This is a genomic window from Acinetobacter tianfuensis (assembly GCF_003611465.1).
Lineage (GTDB): Bacteria > Pseudomonadota > Gammaproteobacteria > Pseudomonadales > Moraxellaceae > Acinetobacter > Acinetobacter tianfuensis.
Genome location: NZ_RAXV01000001.1, coordinates 200,992 through 222,661 on the forward strand (window position 1 = coordinate 200,992; position 21,670 = coordinate 222,661).

Sequence of the window (21,670 nt, forward strand, 5' to 3'; positions counted from 1 at the left end):
GATGTTTTGATATTAATAAACATGCTGTATAACAGCAGTTTAAAATGCAGCGGCATAAAAAAAGTGCTTTTCCCGAAAGAAAAGCACTTTAATTGTGTCTGAGCGATTATTCTAAGAATTTAACCGTAACGCCAGATTTTACTTTTTTACCTAAATCATTGGCATCCCAGTTTGTCAAACGGATACAGCCGTGTGATGCAGTTTTAGAAATTGCAGACGGGTTTGGCGTACCGTGGATACCGAAAGATTTTTTGCTCAAGCCAATCCAGATGTTGCCTACTGGACCGTTTGGACCAGGCGGTAAAGACAGCGGTTTTGTGTTATTGCCTTGTACAAAGTTAGATGGAGAGTAACTGTACCAAGGGTTTGGCGCTACACCAGTCACTTTATAGGTGCCTGTTGGAGACGGTGTGCTTGCACTGCCGATGGTTGCAGGAAAAGAACCAATCATTTGATTGCGGCTGTTAAATAAATACAGCTGTTTAGCGCCTTTATGCGCCACAATTAAATGAATGTCTTCAGGCACTTCATTGCGGATATTTGCAACAATAATTTTTTCGCCAGCTTTTTTGAATGTTGCTTTAGGATTCAGTTTTTTCAAAAAGTCTTCATCCATGTGGAACTTCTCACCCAGCATTTCAGTTACGCGGGTGTAATAGAGGCCTTTCATTTTTGCTTGAAGCGCATAGTCGCGCGGAATTGACTGTGCATAAGGACCTTTGAGGTCTGCTTCAGTAATGGTGTATTCAATAAATGCAGGTTTGCTGCCTTGTTTCGCAATTAATGCATCCCAAGTTTCTTTAGTCAGAGTGCCTGTCGGTTTTAAACCGTTCATTTGCTGAAATGAAGCAATAGCCTTTAATGTATTTTTACCGCTTGTGCCGTCAATTGCGCCAGGAGAAGCATGTGCATTATTCAGCATAATATGTGCGCGGGCATAAACAGGGAATTGGCCTTTGCCAATATTGTCATACCAAGCTGCATTATTCAGATCATTTAAACCCCATGCTGCTTTTACGGCATTTGCAGGGGCAGCTGCTGCTGAAGACGCTGGCGCATCGCCAATAGCCGCATTTTTATCTTCTGTATTCTGCAGATTATTCAATGTGTCAGATGCTTGATTCAGATCTTGTTGTTCTTGTGCTGTAATATTGGCAGCTGGCGCAGATGCGGCATCAGCAGCTAAAGGATCAATAGGGTCTTGAACAGCGACATCCGTAATAACTTTTGGATTTAATGGTTGTTCAGCGGTAGATGCAGCAATAGCTGTACCAGCAAATATGCAACTTAAACTCAAAGCGAGCATTGTGCGAACGAACATAAAATTCAACCTTAAGAATTATTTATTTACTATGTGAAAAAACTTTGCCAAGTATTACAGAAAAAAAAAGCCGATGCAGTATTTGTTTTGTGTAATTCTCATTTTTAGCATTGAGCCTGATCGTTTTTTAAAGAGCTTAGAAGTTACTAAAATCACAGCCTTTTTGTTATGATGGCTGAAATCTCGAAAACTGTTAGGAAAGTGCATGACGACCTTAAAAAATGATCGTTTTCTGCGAGCCTTGTTACGCGAACCTGTTGATACAACACCAGTATGGATGATGCGTCAGGCTGGGCGATATTTGCCGGAATACCGCGCAACACGTGCTGCAGCAGGTGATTTCCTTTCACTGTGCAAAAATCAGGATTTTGCATGTGAGGTAACTTTACAGCCTTTGCGCCGTTATGAGCTGGATGCTGCGATTCTTTTTTCAGATATTTTGACGGTGCCTGATGCATTAGGTTTAGGTCTGTATTTTGAAACTGGCGAAGGTCCAAAATTCCATAAAACGGTACGTACAGAACAAGACGTCGCAAATTTGCCTAAAATTAATGCCAAGTCTGATTTGGACTATGTCATGAACGCCGTAACAGCGATCCGTTCAGCATTGGGCGGGCAAGTGCCTTTAATTGGCTTTTCAGGCAGTCCTTGGACGCTGGCGACTTATATGGTTGAAGGCGGTTCAAGCAAAGATTTCCGCTTTACTAAAAATATGATGTACGCACAGCCTGAAGTCATGCATGCGCTGCTTGCGCATTTGGCTGATGCAGTGACAGATTATTTAAATGCGCAAATTGATGCAGGCGCTCAAGCCGTTCAGATTTTTGACAGCTGGGGCGGGGCTTTGGCGCACCGTGAATACATAGAGTTCTCTTTGAACTATATGCAAAGAATCGTCAGCGGTTTGCAGCGTGAAAAAGATGGCCGCAAAATTCCAGTAATTTTATTTACCAAAGGCGGCGGTCAGTGGCTGGAGCCAATGATTGCAACGGGTGCAGATGCATTTGGCTTAGACTGGACAACCAATTTGCAAACTGCACGTCAGACCGCTGCAGGCCGCGCTGCGCTGCAAGGCAACTTAGACCCCGCGACTCTATATGGTTCGCCGGCGTCTATTGCCAAAGCAACCAAAGCGATGCTGGATGATGCTTATGCCAATGGTGAAAAAACGGGTTATGTGGCCAACTTAGGCCACGGCATTACGCAGTGGGTCGATCCAGAAAATCCGCGCGCATTTATTGATACTGTGCATGAGTACAGCGCGAAGTATTTATAAGCGCACCGTGAGATTGATTAGGATTCATTTGTGATTGCAATTTTTAAATCATGTTTTGAGTTCTCATATAAGGCAGCTTCGGCTGCCTTATTTGGGATACTGCTGTTGATTGCCTTTGCGCTGACCGCGTTTATGGGCAGCCATGAGTATTATGGCTTTTTCCGTTATGACTATTTGCTGTTTTATGCATTAATCATTCAAGTTTGCCTGCTGTGCCTGAAAATGGAGTCTTGGGCAGAAGCGAAAGTAATCGCCTTATTTCATATTGTGGCAATGGTTATGGAAATTTTCCTGACCCATCCGCAAATTGCATCATGGCAGTACCCGCAGCCAGCAGTTTTTAAGCTGTGGACTGTGCCGCTGTTTGCCGGTTTTATGTATTCGGCTGTAGGCAGCTTTTTTGCACGTTCTTTAAGGCTGTATCAGGTTTCTTTTGAGAAGCTGCCGAGCTTTGCCAATATGATTGCTTTGGCAGTGCTGTCTTATATTAACTTTATGAGCAAATTTTTTATTGCCGATTACCGAGCTTTGCTGTTTGTGTGGAGTGCAGTGATTTTCTGGAAAACTAAAATCACCTTTCGTTTGAATCAGCATCAAATTCGGCTGCCCATGCTGCCTGTTTTGGCGCTGTTGGCATTCCTCATTTGGATTGCAGAAAATATTAGCACCTTCTATCAAATTTGGCTGTATCCAACACAAGTGGATGCATGGCATATGGTTGGCTGGGGTAAATTAGGTTCTTGGTATTTGCTGCTGCTGCTCAGTTTAGTGATGGTGCTGAAAATTTTAGGCCGCAGACAGAGCAATGGCAATTGGCTGCTCAATTAAGACAGGTATATTTGAGAGAAAGCTTTTGCCTTAAATTTGCTTTGCGTTATCTGTCATATAGCGGTAATCTTCGAGTGTACAACACAACATTATTGTACTTATTTGAATCTTGAATAATTAAAACATTAGAAAAGTCCTAGGAGGATATGCGATGATCAAGAAACTAGTTTTGGCATCAGTTTTAGCGATTGGTTCGACAGCGGCATTTGCTGATCCAGATGTTGGCTGCGGCGTAGGTTCAGAAGTATGGGCTGGCCAAAAAGGGGTTATTCCAAAGATTTTGGCGGGAACAACAAATGGTATTTTCTCAAACCAATTATTGGGGATTACGTTTGGTACTTTAGGCTGTAACCAAGGCGGTACTGTTACAGCTCAAGCAGTGACATTTACAAATGAAAATGCTGAAGTTTTAGCGCGTGAAATGGCTGTTGGCGAAGGTGAGAGCCTCAATGTTTTAGCAGAATTGCTCAATATTAAAGCAGAAGACAAAGCACGTTTTTTTGCAGTGTCTAAGCAGAACTTCTCTGAAATTTATTCGGCTGAAAATCAAAACTCACTTCAAGTTCTTGCGACATTACAGTCTGTAATGGCAAACGATGAAGTGCTAAAAGCATACGTTTAATTGATTTGAGAGCCCTATCTTGGTGATGGGGCTTTTTTATGCCCTTATAAAATATGACAACTTAAATCATGCTGCTTAGATTTTTTTTAGCTTCAATCAGCTTTGCTATGACCGGTATGGTTTATGCAGACGCACATTTAGAAAAATATATTGCGATTGCAGAGCAAAACAAGTTAGACCAAGATGTGACTTGGCAAAGGTTAATGTATAGTGAAGGAAAAAATCAGAGTGAGGTTGCATATTCGGGTTATTTCTTTGCCAAAGATGGCCAGACGAATTTAAAGGCAGAGTTACGCGCAAATATAGAGGCGATTTTTCAGCCAGCTGTTGCTGATCAATCCATCCAGTGCCGTTTTCCTGCGCGCAGCCAGTGGCTAATACAGCAGCTGAAAATTGATCCGCATATTTTACCCAAAGCCGAATGTCCTCAGCTGGAGCGCTGGATAAGTGAAATTAAACCTTATAAAGCGACTTTGATTTATGCTACTGACTTTATGGGTAATCCTAGCTCAATGTTTGGGCATACTTTGCTGCGTTTAGACCCGAAAGATCAAAAGCAGTTAAATTTGGTTTCTTATGCTGTTAATTATGCAGCAACGGTAAATCAGACTGATAACTGGTCTTATGCTTGGAAAGGGCTTACAGGGCAATATCCCGGGGAATATTCTTTGCTGCCTTATTACCGTAAAGTAAAAGAATATGGCGACTTGGAAAGCCGTGATTTATGGGAATATGAACTTAATTTCAATGAACAAGAAACGACATTTTTAGTTAAACATATTTGGGAAATGCAGCACGTCAGTTTCCCTTATTATTTTGTCAGTGATAATTGTGCTTATCGGTTATTGGGATTAATTGATTTGGTTCGGCCAGATGCAGTATTAAAAGATCAATTTAAAAGAACAAGTATTCCTGTAGAAACATTAAAAGCATTAAAAAAACAGAATTTAGTCAAAGATATTTTTTATCGGCCAGCTTTAGAAACGCAGTTGCTTTCTCAGGCTGAGCAGCACGGACAGTATTTAGCTCAGACAGCTCATCAAATTGCATTTTCAGAAGTGCAAGCGATGTCACAGCAATTAGCTGCTTATTCAGTGTCTGATCAAGCAAAGATTTTAGAAATGAGCTATGACGATTTATATTTGCACTTTATTGCAAGAAAAGTCGAGGAAGCTTTTGCACAGCCGCGGCTGCGTCAGCTGCTGATGCTGCGCAGCAAGATTCAGCTGGATAAACAGCGGGAAGATGTAAGCCCTCCGAAGGCTGATCCGAGCCAAGGGCATAGTGCGCGAAATCTTGCCGTACATACAGGTGAAGTGCAGGGTGAGCATGTTGTGCAGCTGAGCAGCCGTCAGGCTTATCACGATTTAATTGATCCGCAGCAGGGCTACCGTATTGGCACGCAATTGCTGTTTTTAGACGGTTCAGTGCAATTCAGAGATGATGAGTTGAAATTAACGGAGCTGAACCTGCTGTCGGTAAATGCTTATAATCCCGTTACACCATTTAAAACGCCTTTATCTTGGGGTTTTGATTTAGGCTGGAAACAAGAAGCGCTGGAGCAGGATGGGCAATTCAGTGAGCGGGAGCAGCATGGCGCGGCATATCTTAATACGCAGGCCGGTTACAGTTGGGCTAATGCAGCGCGTACACACTTATGCTATGGCCAAATGCAGCTGCAAATACAGGGCAGTAAAGCTTTAGATCAAGGCTGGCGTGCGGGAGCAGGGCCAGTGTTTGGCTGTCAGAATATATGGAGTGAAAAGGTGAGCAGTACGCTGCGTGCAGAACTGCCATTTTGGTCAGATTCCTCACAGTTGAATTTGCGTTTAAATACTCAAGTACAATATGCAGTTTCACCGCAGCATGCGTTACGTGCTGGTTTCAGCTATCAAGAGCAAAATGCCCAAGATTGGCATCAATGGCAGATCGGTTACAGTTATTACTATTAGGTGCATAGCTCTGTTCAGAAAGTGCAGAGCAGTACATTACGCTGCTTAAAATGAAATATAACTAAAACTTAACAATCGTAATAATGTGTAATTTCATTATATTATTTACCTGTTTTTTGTAACTAAACAGCGGTATTATTCTTGCTTTCATATCCAACAGCTATTGTACTATGAGCGCCGAATCCGTGGACTTGCTTTCTGCAACCTGGAAAAATATTTGTGAACAATATAATGAAGCAGATCACATTTTTACACTTCAATTTATAGAAAAGAATATTGAACATTTTGTCACTGCATTTTATAAGCAGATGATGGTTGAGCCTGAGTCAGCTGATTTTTTTTCAGACGGCATTATTTAGAAACGCTTAATAGATACACTTAAAGTATGGCTGCTGGAAACCTTCAGCGTTGCAATAACTGGCAATTATGCCGATGCAGTGAAGCGCCAGCAAAAAGTCGGTGTTGTACATGCAAGGATCGGTATTCCATCTTGGCTCATTATGCGCGGTGTGCGTGAAATAGAACGTACTGCTTCTGAGTGTATTGCACAAAATGAACGTGAAAAACATTTTGTGATGATGAGCTATCTTGTACAGCTGATGGGTTTTTCTACGGAAATTATGTGCCGTACTTATGAAGATAAAACGGCGAAACATCATGAAGTGAAACACAGCTACCGTTTATTTTCTGCTATGCAGGACGTGGCCGTACATAAAGACCGTCAGCGCGGCAGCTTATTGGATTGGGAAAATGATTTGATGTTTAAAATCTTTTCTGGACAAGGCAAATTTTTCCAGCAGCTGTTTTCGAAATCTGAATTTGGATTATGGTTCATTCACAAAGCTTCCTATGCTTTTGCGGGATCAGAACAGGTCTCTTTAATTACGGCGCGTATTTATGAAGTAGATGCACTGACCGAAGAATGCATGAGCTTGAAAAGTAAAGAAGAGCTGATGCTGATGGTGCAAAAAATCCGCAGCATTAACCGTGAAATTCAAAATTTGGTCGATCAGCTGTTCCAGGTCACGGAATATATTGAGTCTGGCAATGATGCGCTGACCCAGCTGCTCAACCGCCGTTATTTAAATACGATTATTGGCCGCGAAATAGGCTATGCGCGTAAGCATAAAACGGCTTTGTCACTTTTGGCTTTAGATGCAGACTATTTTAAATCGGTTAACGACCGCTTTGGTCATGCAGCAGGGGATCTTGCATTGAAATTTATTGCAGAGACTTTGCAAAAATATACCAAAGGCAGTGATTATGCTTTCCGTACTGGCGGTGAAGAGTTTTTACTGCTGCTGGTGGACAGTGATTTGAGCCGTGCGAAGCATATTGCAGAAAGTATTCGTGAATGTATTGAAGATGCTGCGCTGCAGACGGCTGTTGGAGAAAGCTTTAACTTTACCGTGAGTATTGGCTGTACACAGTATGATGGTCATCCCGACTATCAGCGTTTCTTGGATTCCGCTGATCTGGCGCTATACAGTGCAAAAAACCGCGGGCGTAACTGTGTTTATGTGACTGAAGTACAAAAAATGGCTTAATGATAAAGCGCAGCGCCTATAGTTCAGGCGTTACGCCATTCACTGTTAAAACTATTTAAGCTTCAACCACGGCATAATATTTTTTAACTTTTTGCACAACTTCAAATGTACCCTCAAAGCCTGGCGGAATAATGCCTGCTTCACCAGCCTGAATATCAACAATAACATTCGAGTGTTTGTGATGCAGGCAGACATGACCTTCAATGACAGTGAAAAATTCCTGTTTGTTGTCTGCAAAAACAATATTCCATGCGCCAATTTCACACTGCCAAATACCGCAATCCATATTGGGGTGCGCATAAGCGCTATAGGTATGGCGCTCAGGATTGCCTTTGACTAGACGGTCTGGGCGCGGAAAGTCTATAGTGCATTCACTTTGAGTCAGTCCTTTACCTGCAAGCCAAATGTTAGACATGGTTATTACCTCAATTGTTGAGCATATTATTTTGCAATTAGAGCGATAAAAAAGCCCCAACAGGTGTTGAGGCTTGATTTATATCGGGTATCAGCAGCTTTCAGGCACAGCGCTTAAAAACTCGCGGCGATCTTCTTTATTGGTTTTAAAGTCACCGACAAAAGACACTGTGCGTGTCGTTGACTCTTGCTTGCCTACACCGCGCATCATCATGCACATATGAGCAGAGTCAATGACCACAGCAACACCGCGGGCGTTTGTCACTTCTGCTACGGCTTCTGCAATTTGCTGTGTTAAATTTTCTTGGATTTGCAAACGGCGGGCAAACATTTCTGTAATGCGGGCAAATTTAGATAAGCCCAAAACATTACCTTCTGGCAGGTATGCAATATGTACACGGCCATAAAACGGCAGCAGATGGTGCTCACACAATGAATAGAATTCAATGTTCTTCACTAAAACCATTTCACGGTTATCAGAAGGGAAAACCGCATTATTGGTCACTTCTTCCAAAGTTTGGCTATAGCCAGAGGTCAGGTATGAAAAAGCTTTAGCAGCACGCATAGGCGTATCTTTAAGACCTGGGCGATTCAGATCTTCACCAACGGCAGTAAGAATGTTTGCGTAGGATTGCTGCATAGACATAAATGTGTTCACTTACACAGAGAGATTCAACAAGGACGGCATTGTAGCAGAAAACCGTTACAATGCCCGCTTTTAAGGAAAAATCCGATTACTGTTTAAACTTTGGGTTCTTTTCAGCACGTTTTAACAGTACCAGAACAGCACCTGTGCCGCCTTGATTTTCAGGCGCGCTGACAAAAGCCAATACGTCGCGGTGCTGACGAAGCCAGCTGTTGACATGGGTTTTTAAAATCGCTTCTGGGCCTTTGCCATGTACAATTTTCAAAACATTTTCGTTGTTGTCTTTGGCCATTTGAATGATTTGCAGTACTGCGGTACGCGCTTCTTCAATGGTGCAGCCATGCAGGTCTACTGCTTCAAACCAGCGCAGATTGCCAGCTTTTAAGTCTTCAAAAACACGGTGCTGTAAAGTTGCAATGCGGTAGCTTAATGTGGCTTGACTGGCAACTGGGTTCAGCATGGCTTGGGTATCAGACAGCAGCGTGTCATCTGTTTCCAATGGACCTGTTGCAGAGGCGCGTTTTGCTAGAATTTGTGCATCAGGCTTTTTCTTTGGACTTTTAATCATTTGCGCTGTATTGCTGGCTTGCATTTTTTGCACGCCTTGCATTTGTTTGCGGAAAAAATTTAAATCTTCCTGCTGTTCCTGTTCGGGTGTTTTTTCTATAGGCGCAACGGGTTCTGGCGCGGGCGCAGGTTTGCTGATTTGCTTTTTAAATACATTCAGTAAGTTGTATTGTTCTTTAGACAGCGAAGAATCGTGTTTACTCATAATGAAAAAACGAGGGAGGATTTAAAAATATAGTGAAATTATAGTCTGAAATGACATTGATTTGAACTGCATTGGGCATTGGATAAAAAGCAATTTGCTTCAAGTAATGATTGCAGAGGGCATACCGCTTACAGCTGTGGAATTTTGGCTGTAAGATATATTTTTCAGCATAAAAATAGGGCCAAATAAATTTGGCCCTACATCAAATAAGCAAATGAACTTATTTAGGTGTGCCAAATAGTTCTGTAAATGCCTGATCTGGACGAGGCTGCTTCATAAAACTTTCACCGACTAAGAAAGCATGAATGTCATTGTCCTGCATCATTGCGACATCTGCAGGTGTTGCAATGCCGCTTTCGGTTATGAGCAGGCGTGATGGATCAAGCAGCTGTTTCAAACGCAGTGACGTGTTTAAGTCCACATCAAAGGTTTTTAAATTGCGGTTATTTACACCTAGCAGGCAACGGTCGTCTAAACGGAGCGCTCGTTCAAGCTCATCTTCATCATGCACTTCTACCAGCACATCCAAATTATGCTCGAACGCTGTCTTAGACATTTCTTCCAGCTGCTGATTTGAAAGGCATGCGACAATCAGTAAAATACAATCCGCATGTAAAGCACGCGCCTCAATCACACCATATGGATCAATTAAAAAGTCTTTGCGCAGGGCAGGCAGCTCGCAATGCGTACGCGCAATCTGAATATTTTCATCCGCACCTTGGAAAAACTCCACATCGGTTAAAACCGATAGGCAAGCTGCGCCTGCGTCTTGATATTGCTGTGCAATTTCTGCAGGGTTGAAATTTTCACGGATCACGCCTTTAGAAGGAGAGGCCTTTTTAATTTCTGCAATGACACCCGGACGTTTGCTCAAAAGTGATTGCACGAAACCGCGTACAGGTGTTGCCGCCTGCGCCAGTTCTTCAAGGTCTTTATAGCTTTTTTGCTTTAAGCGGGCAGCAAATTCTTCCTGCTTGCGGTCAACGATTTTACCCAAAATGGTATTTGCGATATCCACCATGATTTTCTTCCTTGACGGCTTAAGCTTGGTAATGCTTGATTGTTTTTGTAAATTCAGACAGCACATCCATTTTTTCCAGCGCCTGACCGCCGTAAATAATGTCATGCGCAAGCGCTACACCCAGTTTATATGTTGGCGTTAAACCAGAGATATAAATACCTGCGCCTGCATTGAGTGCAATCATATTGGCCGCTTTCTCGCCTTTGGCCGATTTTTTCTTGCCTAAAGCATCTTTAATTAAAGCTAAACTTTCTGCAGAACTGTCAATAGATAGACCTGTTAATGTTTGTGATTCAATATCAACATCTTCAGGCTGAATCTGCCATTCCGTGATTTCATCATTTTTCAGCTCTGCAACATAAGTGCTGGATGCGAGGCTAATTTCATCTAAGCCGTCTTTAGAGTGCACAACCATCACGTGCTCGGCGCCAAGCTGTTTCAGCACTTCTGCAATAGGGCGGCAAAGTTCAGGCGAAAATACACCGATGACAAAGCGTTTTACACCAGCCGGATTCGTAAGCGGGCCGAGTAAGTTAAAAATACTGCGGAAACCCAATTCTTTACGTGGGGCAGCAGCATATTTCATAGCTTTATGGTGATTAGGCGCAAACAGGAAGCCAATGCCAAGCTCGCGGATACAGCGCTCAGTTTGCTCCATGTTTAAGTCTAGGTTAATGCCTGCTTTTTCCAGTAGATCTGAAGAGCCTGATGATGATGACACACCGCGGCCGCCGTGTTTTGCAATGGTTGCGCCAGAGGCTGCAATCACAAAAGCAGAGGCAGTTGAAACGTTAAACAGATTTTGGCCATCACCGCCAGTGCCGACAATATCGACCAAATGCGGTAAATCACTGACATCAATTTTAATGGCTAATTCACGCATAACGCGTGCAGCCGCAGTGATTTCATCAATACTTTCGCCTTTTAAGCGCAGGCCCATCATAAGAGCGCCAATCTGAGCATCAGTTGCGTCACCATTCATGATGGTGCGCATCACTTCTTCCATTTGCGGCTGAGTGAGTTCAATATTTTTCGTAATATTATTTAAAGCTTGCTGAATATTCATAGTCTTAATAGCATCAATTATTTGTAAATTTCGAGGAAGTTCTGGAAAATTTTATGGCCATGCTGACTCAAAATTGATTCAGGATGAAACTGCACGCCTTCGACAGGCAATGTCTTATGTTTTACGCCCATGATCTCTTCCATCGAGCCGTCTTCTTCATTTGTCCAGCAAGTAACTTCTAGGCATTCCGGCAAAGTTGCCTGATCAATCACTAATGAGTGATAGCGCGTTGCGGAAAAAGGAGAAGGTAAATTGCTGAAAATGCCTTTATTGCTATGGTGCATGTCAGATAAGCGGCCATGCATGACTTTTTTTGCACGCACAATATTGCCGCCAAAGGCTTGGCCAATAGACTGGTGGCCTAGACATACGCCCAGCAAAGGTATTTTACCGGCGAAGTGCTGTATAGCTGGAATAGAGATGCCAGCTTCGGAAGGTGAGCAAGGGCCAGGGCCAATGACTAAGTACTTCGGTTGCCATCGTTCAATATCCTCTAAAGTGACGGCATCATTACGTACTACTTTTACTTCCTGATTTAACTCGCCAAAATATTGGACGATGTTATAGGTAAAAGAGTCATAGTTGTCGATCATCAGAAGCATGTTAGATGTAACCTTTTGAAATTTATCTCGGTAATTTCTTGATATGGGTGTTGAATGACGCATCTGCAAAAAAAGCAGTTTTGATGCTTAAGTTAAACATAAAGCGTTTAGCTTAAGCTGAAGGCTAATATAGCAGTTTTTAAGCGGTATTTATTCGTTTTATAGGAAATTCCGCCAAATAATGAAGAAATCTTTAAATTGTTCTAAGTAAGTGATTTATTTATTAATAATGTGATTTTTTAATATGCTATATCAATAAAATAAAAATATGAGTGAAATCAAAATGCCAGCACTTTATCTGCTTAAATAGATGCTGATCGTATTGGGCCTTTGAGTATTTTTAAGACTTTATCTTTTGTATTAAAAATATTGAGTATTTTTTAAATTGAGTAAAATACAGGTTTTATTGGTTAGACGCGCATACATGCATTTCATTTTAGATCTCATTGAGTTATTTAAAATTAAAAGATTCATAGTCAGTCAGAGGATTGCAAATATACAGAGCCTTTCTTTGTGAGCTTTTCAATTTACGCCTCATTTTTGAGTGCCAGTCATTCCTAAAATACCAATAAATCCGAAAAATACATTTTAAAAATATAAAGTGCTTATCGTTATTTGTTATTGATAAATTGAGGTTGCGTAAGCGGCAGCAAGCGCAAAACTCATGCTGAAGAGGGCGCTAATTTTTTGATCTGAAGCTGTGTTTTTTTGCAGCTATTTTTCCGATTAAATATGCAGTTTTGATTTGAAGTCTATCTAGGCTGTGTGCGGAAATGAATGATTATGCTGTTCAGTGATACAATTTGGTGCATAAGAAATCGTTTGTATTTTGGGTTTTGTAGTCCTGAAGTGCTTATAAATAAAAGCTTTGAGCGAATTTGTAAAAAAAAATATATTTGAATGATATTTTATAAAATAAATATGCACTATAAATGAGCATAAAGCATTTTTTTTGCAAGTTTTGCGCCGCACACGTATGAATATGGTGCATTTGTTATGGCAGTCAGTATAATAAGCGCAAAGCAAAGCGAAGTAATCTTAAATTCTGATAAGGATTTCAGTATTTTAACTTTGCTTTTAAAAGTTGGTACGGTAATTGCTTTACAACTACCAACTACTAACACGCACATCACGAGTGCAACAAAAAATCATCGGAGCAAAATGAGCATGGCGAACAAGGTCCTTCAACTCATCCAAGAAAGTGGCGCAAAATGGGTCGATTTTCGCTTTACTGATACTAAGGGTAAAGAACAACACGTAACTTATCCTGCAGATTCAATCGACGAAGATACGTTTGAAGATGGCAAAATGTTTGATGGCTCTTCAATTGCCGGCTGGAAAGGCATTGAAGCATCTGACATGATCCTACGTCCAGATGGTGAAGCTGGTTTTATTGACCCGTTCTTTGCTGAGCCTACAGTTGTTGTGACTTGTGACGTGATCGAACCTTCAACTGGCCAAGGTTATGAACGTGATCCGCGCTCTATTGCTCGCCGCGCTGAAGAATACCTGAAATCTACAGGTATTGGTGATACGGCTTTCTTTGGTCCAGAACCAGAATTCTTCGTATTTGACGAAGTAAAATGGGACATCGATATGTCTGGCGCACGCCATACATTAATCGCTGAAGAAGCTGCTTGGTCTACTGGTAAAGATTATGAAGCTGGCAACTCTGGCCACCGTCCGCGCGTAAAAGGCGGTTACTTCCCAGTTCCGCCAGTTGATTCTTCACAAGACATGCGCGCTGATATGTGCGCGCGTATTGAAGACATCATGGGCCCAGGCCGTGTAGAGGTACACCACCACGAAGTTGCATCTTGCCAGCTTGAGATTGGTGTAAGCTTCAACACGATGGTGCGTAAAGCTGACGAAGTGCAGCAGTTCAAATATGCTGTTTGGAACGTTGCTCACCAATATGCTAAAACTGCGACTTTCATGCCAAAACCAATGGTGGGTGATAATGGTTCTGGCATGCACGTGCATGTTTCGATCTCTAAAGACGGCAAGAACTTGTTTGCTGGTGATGAATATGCGGGTCTTTCAGAAACTGCATTGTATTTCATCGGCGGTATTATTAAACATGCCCGTTCATTGAATGCAATCACAAACCCGTCTACTAACTCGTACAAGCGTTTAGTACCGCATTATGAAGCGCCGATTATGCTTGCTTACTCAGCGCGTAACCGTTCGGCTTCTATCCGTATTCCTTACGTTTCTAGCCCTAAAGGCAAACGTATTGAAGCGCGTTTCCCAGATCCAATGATGAACCCGTACTTAGGTTTTGCGGCGCTTCTTATGGCTGGTCTTGACGGTATTCAAAATAAGATCCACCCAGGCGAAGCTGCAGACAAAAACCTGTATGATCTTCCTCCTGAAGAAGAAGCTAAAATCCCTACAGTGGCTCATAGCTTAGATATGGCTCTTGAAGCGCTTGAAGCTGATCACGAATACTTGCTTAAAGGCGGCGTGTTCACTAAAGAAATGCTTGATGCTTATATCGAACTTAAAACTGAAGAAGTTCGCCGTCTTAATACGACGACTCACCCAGTTGAATTTGATATGTACTACAGCCTGTAATTCGAACTTGAATTTAAGCTTAAAAAAGCCCGCGTTTATCGCGGGCTTTTTTTGTGTCTTGCGTTATGATGGCTGTATCTGAAAATTTATAGAGCAGTTATGGCTAAACCGCGTAAAAAACATATTGGTTTTTTTCCTTGGATTGATCCTAAAGATCATACAAAGGGTTTTAAACTTAACTTTTCAGAAGTGACATATTTAGAAATAGGCCGTACTGTAGAGGGGTATAAGCAGGCTCAGTTTGTCGAACTGAAAAACCCTGAGCTGGCGCTTGCTTTTGATTATCCTGAAAATTTTTACTTAAGTGCTGAAGGGCTGATTTTAGTGAAAACACCGCAAGGCAAATTTGAAGTGATTGCAAAAACAGACAATGCCTAAATATGCATCATTTAGATGACATATTTTATTGCACATTAATCTAAATTGAAGCGTTCTAAATTGTCTGTTTCATAAGGCGCATCTTCTGCTGGGTAGCGCAGTGATGTATTGCCTTGAGTTTTGGCAATCGACCAGATAATGCTTTCACCAGCCGGCAGATTTTGACTGGTTTGTTGATAAAGAGGATCTTGGAGGGCTTGTTTTGCAGAAATAAAGTCCCAGCCATGTTGCTGAAAAGACCTAACTGCATCCGTTAAAAATGCCGCATTAATAGCATTCACATGCAAAAGCAAAACATGCTGCGGCGAACGTTTTAATGTGAGCATTGCAAGTTGATCATAATAATTTGCTCGGTCAAGCAGGTGGGTAATATAAGCTTGTTTTAGGCGTTCTAATTTTGCGGTATCGCCATGTTTTAGATAGTCTAAATATTTTCGATTATAAAACCAGTCACTAGCATCAATACTGACAGCGCCTAATTGGTAGCTGTTTTCATGCAGCCAGCTTTTTACAGCATTCCGTTTTTCAGCAGTATTGCCTTCTTTTAGAAAGGGGAAGCGGTAGATACGTTGATAATGAGGTAAATCACTAAATGCGGTATCGGCCATTTGGATACTTTGAATATAGCTGCCAGCTGTGACATTGGGGTTATTTAGATTTTGGTGAAAGGCGCTGTGATTGCCAATGGTATGCCCGTTGATGCCCCATGACCGAATCAGCTGCTTGCCCTGAGCGTCGCCAATTTTAATCAGGCTTGGAAATACAATAGTTTGAATATTTTGATCTTTCAGCTGCTGTAAAATTTTGCTGTTAATGTGTTCTGCCTGAGCATTGAGTGCAGGATTTAACCCATCATCAAAGCTGAGTGCGATCGATTTTGCATTTATTGAAAATGAACAAAAAATTGCTGTAAGGCTGATGAAAAACTTTTGGGTCTTTAAATGGATCATTTTGCTTTAAATAGATTATTTATTTTAGCCAGCATAGTAGCATTGATGCGTGTGGAATATTTGTAAGAGATGTAATTTATGGTTTTGAGAGTATATTTAAAACGTGGTGAGCAACAGGTATTTATGAAAAATACAGCTGAGTCCGTTAAACTAGGCAGGGTTATTTAAGGTAAGCAGAAACATGCAGGAACAGCACGGTTTAACACGTGAGAGTGAAATTCCATCCGCATTGAAACAATGGCTTTATGCTTCCGGCTCATTAACATTGCAATTGACTGAATTGGCTGGCGGCCAGTTTGCAGTTCAGCCTGTAACAGAGCATTTTCAGCGTTTAAATAGGAAAGATGCGCAGTGGATGAATATGCCTTTTCATCATACTTCTTGGGTACGTGAAAGCTGTTTATATGGCAGTGAAGCTGAGCCTTGGGTAAAAGCAAAAAGTATTTTTCCTATTCTTAGTCTGCACAGCCGTGCACGTATTTTTAGGCATATTCGGACAAAACCCATCGGCTTTTTTTTATTTCAACGGACAAGCCCTGCTTGTGAGCGCCGAGTGGTGCGTCTTGCTGATGGCTGGACACGTCAGAGCTGTTATACTTGGCATGGCTGTAAGTTCATTGTACAGGAAACTTTTTTGCCTGCTTTTGAACGGTTTTTACAGCAGCGATCAAACATCATTGAATAAAGGACTGTCATGGCCGCAGTGCAGCAAATTTCTTGGCGTCAGCGTTTAGAAGCATATTATTATTTGTGCCGTTTTGATAAGCCTATTGGCACAGAGCTGGTGTTCTGGCCAACCATGTGGGCGCTTTGGATTGCCAATCAAGGTACACCGCAGTTAGGTGTTCTTATTCCAATGATTTTGGGTACGGTGTTTATGCGTGCAGCGGGCTGTGCAATTAATGATTTTGCAGACCGTAAGGTGGATGGCGCGGTTGAAAGAACCAAAAACCGTCCGTTGGCAACGGGTGTAATCAGCGCTAAAGAGGCAATTTATGTTTTTGTCTTTTTAGTAGCGGCTAGCGCCTGCATGCTATTTTTTCTGCCTATCGAAACATTTTACTGCTCTTTCGGAGCTTTGTTTTTGGCTTTCATTTATCCATTTATGAAGCGCTATACGCATTTGCCGCAAGTATTTTTAGGCGCGGCTTTTTCATGGTCTATTCCTATGGCATATACTGCTGTGGGGCATCCTTTGGATCTGACGTGCTGGCTGCTTTATTTTGGCAATTTGGCTTGGACGGTTGCATACGATACGCAATATGCCATTACAGACCGTGAATATGATTTAAAAATTGGTGTGAAATCGACAGCGATTTTATTTGGCCGATTTGATATTCAAATCATTTCATTGCTGCAGTTGCTGAGTATTGTACTGATTGGTTCGGCTTTATATCTCGAAAATCTATTTTTCCCATTCGGTTTAATTGCCTTGTTTGCTGTAGCTGTTGACTTTATTTATCAATGGAGAAAAACGCGTCATCGAGATCCGCAATTGTGTTTTTGGGCATTTAGACATAACCGCTGGATTGGTTTTATAGTTTTTGCAGGTATATTTGCCGCGTTGAGTGTTTAATGTCATTGATCTGAAACATTTTAAAATGATCAAAAGCATCCTATTCGGGTGCTTTTTTTTATGCTTAATTAATAAAGATCTCAGGTTGAGATAGTCGCGATAACAAAAAAGAAGGATAGGGAATATGAATGTAAATTTAAAAAACAGCTTGTTGGCAACGATGTGTTCATCGGCACTATTCTTAACGGCTTGTGGCGGGGACGGCGGTGATTTTACATATACAAAGTCTGACGTGGCTGCTTATGGTGTTGATGCAGATGTGTCGGTATTAGCAGGGAAACATGAAATTTTAACTTATAAAATGCAAAGTGTGCTGAAAACGGATATTGATGCGACGACATTAGTATTTATTCCGAAAGGCACTGCACCAGCAGGTGGCTGGCCAGTGGTAGTTTGGGCGCATGGTACTACAGGGGCAGCGGATAAATGTGCGCCTTCAAATAATCCATTGGATGGCGGTGAAAAGGATTTAGTCAAAGAACTGCTGTCACGCGGTTATGCTGTAGTTGCGCCAGACTATGAGGGGTTGGGCAATACAAAAGTAGCGCATCCTTATTTGAATTTGAGCAGTGCGGCAGTTTCTATTTTGGGTGCATTAGATGCGGCTAACAAAAAGTATGGTAATTTATCTAAAAATTGGAGTGTTGTAGGCTGGTCACAAGGTGGTCATGCTGCATTGGCGGCAGCAGAGTTCCATAGTGCTTTGCCAACATATAATTATAAAGGGGCAGTTGCTATTGCTCCTGCTTCGTATTTGGCTCCGACTTTAGAAAATGGGATGGATTATGCCTTAGGTTTAGCCCAATCAGGACCGCAGGGGCTGACTGAAGCTGTGCCAATTGCGGCGACACTATATACTTATGCGGCCATCGTAAGTTCTGGAATCAAAGCAGGGAATACTGCATTTAACTATAATCAGGCCTTCTTAAATGACAAAACCTCAATTGCCAGTCAAGCAGAAAGTTTATGCTCACCTGAATTGGCACGTATCTTTGCTGGGGATATTCAGTCGACATTGGCGGGTAATGGCGGGGATTACTCGAAATATCAGGCACTGCAGCCAAAATTCTTAGATGATGCTGATATTAAAAAATATCTTGCGGAGAATACGCCTGCAAAAGTAAAACTTGATAAGCCAGTGGTTATTTTCCAAGGTACAGCTGATACGACTGTTCCGTATCTCATCACACAGCAGTTAGAGAGCTATATGCTAAGTCAGAAAACGGATGTACGTTTGATTACGAAGGTGAATGAAACACATGGCACCTCATTCTCGAATAATATTGCAGAAATTTCTGACGAAGTTGATGAACTGATGAACTAACTTTGCTATCAGTGAAATAAAGGGTCTTTAGACCCTTTATTTAATTCAGAACTACAGTTCTCAATTTATTACAAATTAAATGCAAAGCCTAATGCTTAGAGTTTTTCCTATAGCTTGCATAGAGTTTTAGCAGCTCAATATCGAAATCTATTTCTATAATCTGTACATCATGATTTAAAAATTTCAGTCAATATTCGGGTGCAAAGCTGTAACCCATGCCCACATTAAAAATAAATATGCTGTAATATATAGGTGATCTAGCGCATATTGCAGTGCGGAATTTATTCTAAAGTAATAATCTTATTAGTTTTTTAGAATACTGGTAGTGTGCTTTGTTTGCTTGGTATCTGAATATTAAAAACCGGTTTTAGAGCTGGTTTTTATTTTTTAACAAGATATAAGCTGTAAAAAGTATAACTTGAGGCATTTGTATTTTTTGCTATATTGTTTGGCCAAATTGACTTAGATGATGTGAGAAAGCCAATGACTCAGCCAGATGTAAAGCCAAACAATAAGAAAAAAATTATCCTAATGACTTTAGGGCTTATGTTTCCTGTATTTTTGGTAGGTATGGCTTTTTTAGCGGTTAAAAGCGATGCAAAAAATCAAGCTGAATATGCCCGTCAAAAAGCTGAAATGATGGAGCGCATTAAAGCTAAAGAAGCTGAGAATGTTCAGTTGACACAGCAGCAGGCTGCAAGTGAAGCCGAGCTTGCAGCATCGGAAGCGGCTGAAAAATAAAGCTGGTATAAGCAGAATGCGCTTGAGCTAATCTGCTTTTAATGATGTAAAAGGCCTATTTGAATAGGCCTTTTTTATTGGATGTCACTTTTGAGTGTGCTGATGCTTGGGATGTGGGTATAGCGGATGACGCGGTATCCTGCTTCTTGCAGCATAGCGTCCCGTTCAGCATCTTCTTGCTCTTTGCCGAGGTGTGAGGGGTTGTCCAGCTCAATAACTGCGACTACATTGAAGTCTTGATCTAAAATGACAAAGTCAGTGACTTTACGGTTGAACAGGTTGCGTATTTTGTATTGGTGGTTCGTAATTAAGGCACTGAAAGCAACTTGAGCTAATACATGATATTGCGGGAAAGCGCTGAGGAGGCGTGTATACATTTTGCTTTCGAAAGCGGTAATGACACGGCGCGGATAGAACTTTTGCTTTTTATAAAAAAGATGCGGGAACAGCAGGCAAAGCAGAGTAAGGCTGGCCAAACAGCCAATAATGAAGAAAATGGATTGACTTAAATTGAACACGGTAAAAAGCTTAATATAAGAAAAAGCCCACGTCATAATGCGTGGGCTTTTTTAGAATTTTGGCTCTCCCACCTGGGCTCGAACCAGGGACCTGCGGATTAACAGTCCGTCGCTCTACCGACTGAGCTATGGGAGAATCTGGAATGAATTGTATGGGGCAAAGTCAGTCGGGTCAAGTGGTTCAGACGCTAAAGCACTATTAAATAGTTTGATTGGATTAAAAGTAATCAAATTTACCAGTTAATGTTTAGGATTCAGCTGCTTAATGGCTTGAGTGCAGTGTTCTGCTGTTCTGTTGCGGGATGCTTTGGGGTTTAGCTACGCCTTAACTTTAGTTTGCAGCTGATGCCGTTGAGTTTGCTAGTTCATAGGTGTTTTTAGGTGAATTAAAATAGGCGCTCATACACATAAGTGAAGCTTGTCTGGTGTTTTCAGATTATTAGGTACATTGGAAAGCAATAAAGACTGCAAAAATTAAAGTGATCTAAAAAATTAAATATTTCAGCTATGGTCAATCTATTTTTTTTATTTCCTTACAGTTATTTATGACCAATACACAACTTATTTAACATACTGTAAGTAAATTATTTTGAATAGAGCGGGGGCTTAGCTGGCTGTTGTAAATGATTGGATGGGGGGTATAGACGAAAAAAAGCCCATGTCATAATGCATGGGCTTTTTTAGAATTTTGGCTCTCCCACCTGGGCTCGAACCAGGGACCTGCGGATTAACAGTCCGTCGCTCTACCGACTGAGCTATGGGAGAATCTGGAAGGCATTCTATGTGTCTCAAGCGTTGTGGTCAAGTATAAGAATGGAAAAAATATACTTTTTACTATTAATTGATTTAAAAAAGGGCAATAAATAGAGTTTAAGCAGCGAAACCAGTTTTTTACTGTGCTATACGGAACTTAATTATTTTAAAGCAAGATGAGCTTGAGGTTAAAGCAGCGGCTATAAAAAAAGCCCAAGTCATAGTGCTTGGGCTTTTTAGAATCTTGGCTCTTCCACCTGGGCTCGAACCAGGGACCTGCGGATTAACAGTCCGTCGCTCTACCGACTGAGCTATGGAAGAATAGATGGCTCTCCAACCTGGGCTCGAACCAGGGACCTGCGGATTAACAGTCCGTCGCTCTACCGACTGAGCTATTGGAGAATCTGATGCGCATTTTAGGGATGAAAGCTAAGGCGGTCAAGTGAAAATGGAAGATTAAGCACTTAAATGTTTTTTTATTATCCAAAGTGAGATTTATTGCTTATTAATTGATTCTTTTGGGCTTTTGGTAGGGTTAAAAGTTGTCAGAATACTTCAGCTTTTATAGTTAGATGAGTGATGGATGGGGTTGAGAGTTGGGTTACGTTAGATTGCTATTCTATTCCAAACATGCGGAAAGCACTGCGTGCCGAAATTCTATGCGCAAGATTTTAACTTAAATAAAGTAATTTTTTGATCTTATATAGGATGAATCATAAACAGGAAGTAATGGAAAAATTATTTTAAGAAAATTTAACCAGACTACTTGTTATTAGTATTACTTAT

The 21,670-nt window shown here is 41.4% G+C and carries 19 protein-coding genes, 4 tRNA genes and 1 pseudogene; 11 read left to right on the top strand and 13 right to left on the bottom strand.

Going from position 1 to position 21,670, the window contains the following annotated elements; genetic code table 11:
- Positions 1-106: 106 nt before the first annotated feature.
- The gene (locus tag D7V32_RS00925) at positions 107-1,321 is read right to left on the bottom strand and encodes a L,D-transpeptidase family protein (protein WP_120401041.1); all 1,215 of its coding nucleotides are present in this window, start codon (positions 1,319-1,321) and stop codon (positions 107-109) included.
- Between the two features lie 205 nt (positions 1,322-1,526).
- Between D7V32_RS00925 and hemE the strand changes: the two genes are divergently transcribed.
- The 5 genes and pseudogenes from hemE to D7V32_RS00950 all read left to right on the top strand — a co-directional run bounded on the left by hemE (position 1,527) and on the right by D7V32_RS00950 (position 7,546).
- Entirely contained in the window at positions 1,527-2,597 is a 1,071-nt protein-coding gene (gene hemE, locus D7V32_RS00930) for a uroporphyrinogen decarboxylase (protein WP_120401042.1), read from the top strand.
- A 33-nt stretch (positions 2,598-2,630) separates the two neighbouring features.
- On the top strand, positions 2,631-3,425 hold the full coding sequence (locus D7V32_RS00935) for a DUF817 domain-containing protein (protein WP_228200155.1): 795 nt from the start codon (positions 2,631-2,633) through the stop codon (positions 3,423-3,425).
- A gap of 151 nt (positions 3,426-3,576) precedes the next feature.
- A complete protein-coding gene (locus D7V32_RS00940; RefSeq protein WP_120401044.1) occupies positions 3,577-4,047 on the top strand; it encodes a DUF3015 family protein in 471 nt (156 codons plus the stop codon).
- Positions 4,048-4,154: 107 nt separating this feature from the next.
- Complete coding sequence (locus D7V32_RS00945) at positions 4,155-5,999, top strand: Lnb N-terminal periplasmic domain-containing protein (RefSeq protein ID WP_228200149.1); 1,845 nt, start codon at positions 4,155-4,157, stop codon at positions 5,997-5,999.
- Positions 6,000-6,169: 170 nt separating this feature from the next.
- Positions 6,170-7,546: pseudogene (locus D7V32_RS00950) on the top strand (GGDEF domain-containing protein).
- 55 nt (positions 7,547-7,601) lie between these two features.
- Here the strand turns inward: D7V32_RS00950 and D7V32_RS00955 are convergent.
- From D7V32_RS00955 to D7V32_RS00980, 6 genes are all read right to left on the bottom strand, one after another.
- Positions 7,602-7,961: a cupin domain-containing protein gene (locus D7V32_RS00955; RefSeq protein ID WP_120401046.1), complete on the bottom strand. Its 360-nt coding sequence runs from the start codon at positions 7,959-7,961 to the stop codon at positions 7,602-7,604.
- 90 nt (positions 7,962-8,051) lie between these two features.
- On the bottom strand, positions 8,052-8,600 hold the full coding sequence (gene folE, locus D7V32_RS00960; RefSeq protein WP_171407542.1) for a GTP cyclohydrolase I FolE: 549 nt from the start codon (positions 8,598-8,600) through the stop codon (positions 8,052-8,054).
- A gap of 94 nt (positions 8,601-8,694) precedes the next feature.
- Entirely contained in the window at positions 8,695-9,378 is a 684-nt protein-coding gene (locus tag D7V32_RS00965; RefSeq protein WP_120401048.1) for a Smr/MutS family protein, read from the bottom strand.
- Positions 9,379-9,598: 220 nt separating this feature from the next.
- Positions 9,599-10,399: an indole-3-glycerol phosphate synthase TrpC gene (gene trpC, locus D7V32_RS00970; RefSeq protein ID WP_120401049.1), complete on the bottom strand. Its 801-nt coding sequence runs from the start codon at positions 10,397-10,399 to the stop codon at positions 9,599-9,601.
- Positions 10,400-10,418: 19 nt separating this feature from the next.
- On the bottom strand, positions 10,419-11,465 hold the full coding sequence (trpD, locus tag D7V32_RS00975; protein WP_120401050.1) for an anthranilate phosphoribosyltransferase: 1,047 nt from the start codon (positions 11,463-11,465) through the stop codon (positions 10,419-10,421).
- Between the two features lie 17 nt (positions 11,466-11,482).
- Positions 11,483-12,067: an anthranilate synthase component II gene (locus D7V32_RS00980; RefSeq protein ID WP_120401051.1), complete on the bottom strand. Its 585-nt coding sequence runs from the start codon at positions 12,065-12,067 to the stop codon at positions 11,483-11,485.
- Positions 12,068-13,228: 1,161 nt separating this feature from the next.
- Here D7V32_RS00980 and glnA point away from each other — a divergent pair.
- Together glnA and D7V32_RS00990 are read left to right on the top strand one after the other, a co-directional pair.
- On the top strand, positions 13,229-14,644 hold the full coding sequence (glnA, locus tag D7V32_RS00985; RefSeq protein WP_171407531.1) for a type I glutamate--ammonia ligase: 1,416 nt from the start codon (positions 13,229-13,231) through the stop codon (positions 14,642-14,644).
- A 99-nt stretch (positions 14,645-14,743) separates the two neighbouring features.
- Entirely contained in the window at positions 14,744-15,022 is a 279-nt protein-coding gene (locus D7V32_RS00990) for a hypothetical protein (protein WP_120401052.1), read from the top strand.
- Positions 15,023-15,057: 35 nt separating this feature from the next.
- Here D7V32_RS00990 and D7V32_RS00995 read toward each other — a convergent pair whose 3' ends face one another.
- A complete protein-coding gene (locus D7V32_RS00995) occupies positions 15,058-15,972 on the bottom strand; it encodes a polysaccharide deacetylase family protein (protein WP_120401053.1) in 915 nt (304 codons plus the stop codon).
- Between the two features lie 181 nt (positions 15,973-16,153).
- Between D7V32_RS00995 and D7V32_RS01000 the strand changes: the two genes are divergently transcribed.
- From D7V32_RS01000 to D7V32_RS01015, 4 genes are all read left to right on the top strand, one after another.
- Positions 16,154-16,657 (top strand): chorismate--pyruvate lyase family protein, encoded by a 504-nt coding sequence (locus D7V32_RS01000; protein ID WP_120401054.1) that lies wholly within the window; start codon positions 16,154-16,156, stop codon positions 16,655-16,657.
- A 9-nt stretch (positions 16,658-16,666) separates the two neighbouring features.
- Positions 16,667-17,548: a 4-hydroxybenzoate octaprenyltransferase gene (gene ubiA, locus D7V32_RS01005; protein ID WP_120401055.1), complete on the top strand. Its 882-nt coding sequence runs from the start codon at positions 16,667-16,669 to the stop codon at positions 17,546-17,548.
- 124 nt (positions 17,549-17,672) lie between these two features.
- Positions 17,673-18,872: an alpha/beta hydrolase family protein gene (locus D7V32_RS01010; RefSeq protein WP_120401056.1), complete on the top strand. Its 1,200-nt coding sequence runs from the start codon at positions 17,673-17,675 to the stop codon at positions 18,870-18,872.
- A 483-nt stretch (positions 18,873-19,355) separates the two neighbouring features.
- Positions 19,356-19,613: a hypothetical protein gene (locus tag D7V32_RS01015; RefSeq protein WP_120401141.1), complete on the top strand. Its 258-nt coding sequence runs from the start codon at positions 19,356-19,358 to the stop codon at positions 19,611-19,613.
- Positions 19,614-19,687: 74 nt separating this feature from the next.
- On the opposite strand, the gene D7V32_RS01020 is transcribed toward D7V32_RS01015, so the two are convergent.
- The 5 genes from D7V32_RS01020 to D7V32_RS01040 all read right to left on the bottom strand — a co-directional run bounded on the left by D7V32_RS01020 (position 19,688) and on the right by D7V32_RS01040 (position 21,286).
- Complete coding sequence (locus D7V32_RS01020; RefSeq protein ID WP_120401142.1) at positions 19,688-20,131, bottom strand: DUF2726 domain-containing protein; 444 nt, start codon at positions 20,129-20,131, stop codon at positions 19,688-19,690.
- Positions 20,132-20,191: 60 nt separating this feature from the next.
- Positions 20,192-20,267: transfer RNA gene (locus D7V32_RS01025), tRNA-Asn, on the bottom strand.
- Between the two features lie 553 nt (positions 20,268-20,820).
- Positions 20,821-20,896, bottom strand: a tRNA-Asn gene (locus tag D7V32_RS01030).
- 233 nt (positions 20,897-21,129) lie between these two features.
- A tRNA-Asn gene (locus D7V32_RS01035) sits at positions 21,130-21,205 on the bottom strand.
- A gap of 5 nt (positions 21,206-21,210) precedes the next feature.
- Positions 21,211-21,286, bottom strand: a tRNA-Asn gene (locus D7V32_RS01040).
- Positions 21,287-21,670 lie beyond the last annotated feature (384 nt).

Coding starts and splice junctions, on each gene's coding strand:
- D7V32_RS00925 (WP_120401041.1), bottom strand. CDS start 1,321: ATGTTCGTTCGCACAATGCTCGCTTTGAGTTTAAGTTGCATATTTGCT.
- hemE (WP_120401042.1), top strand. CDS start 1,527: ATGACGACCTTAAAAAATGATCGTTTTCTGCGAGCCTTGTTACGCGAA.
- D7V32_RS00940 (WP_120401044.1), top strand. CDS start 3,577: ATGATCAAGAAACTAGTTTTGGCATCAGTTTTAGCGATTGGTTCGACA.
- D7V32_RS00945 (WP_228200149.1), top strand. CDS start 4,155: ATGACCGGTATGGTTTATGCAGACGCACATTTAGAAAAATATATTGCG.
- D7V32_RS00955 (WP_120401046.1), bottom strand. CDS start 7,961: ATGTCTAACATTTGGCTTGCAGGTAAAGGACTGACTCAAAGTGAATGC.
- folE (WP_171407542.1), bottom strand. CDS start 8,600: ATGCAGCAATCCTACGCAAACATTCTTACTGCCGTTGGTGAAGATCTG.
- D7V32_RS00965 (WP_120401048.1), bottom strand. CDS start 9,378: ATGAGTAAACACGATTCTTCGCTGTCTAAAGAACAATACAACTTACTG.
- trpC (WP_120401049.1), bottom strand. CDS start 10,399: ATGGTGGATATCGCAAATACCATTTTGGGTAAAATCGTTGACCGCAAG.
- trpD (WP_120401050.1), bottom strand. CDS start 11,465: ATGAATATTCAGCAAGCTTTAAATAATATTACGAAAAATATTGAACTC.
- D7V32_RS00980 (WP_120401051.1), bottom strand. CDS start 12,067: ATGCTTCTGATGATCGACAACTATGACTCTTTTACCTATAACATCGTC.
- glnA (WP_171407531.1), top strand. CDS start 13,229: ATGAGCATGGCGAACAAGGTCCTTCAACTCATCCAAGAAAGTGGCGCA.
- D7V32_RS00990 (WP_120401052.1), top strand. CDS start 14,744: ATGGCTAAACCGCGTAAAAAACATATTGGTTTTTTTCCTTGGATTGAT.
- D7V32_RS00995 (WP_120401053.1), bottom strand. CDS start 15,972: ATGATCCATTTAAAGACCCAAAAGTTTTTCATCAGCCTTACAGCAATT.
- D7V32_RS01000 (WP_120401054.1), top strand. CDS start 16,154: ATGCAGGAACAGCACGGTTTAACACGTGAGAGTGAAATTCCATCCGCA.
- ubiA (WP_120401055.1), top strand. CDS start 16,667: ATGGCCGCAGTGCAGCAAATTTCTTGGCGTCAGCGTTTAGAAGCATAT.
- D7V32_RS01010 (WP_120401056.1), top strand. CDS start 17,673: ATGAATGTAAATTTAAAAAACAGCTTGTTGGCAACGATGTGTTCATCG.
- D7V32_RS01015 (WP_120401141.1), top strand. CDS start 19,356: ATGACTCAGCCAGATGTAAAGCCAAACAATAAGAAAAAAATTATCCTA.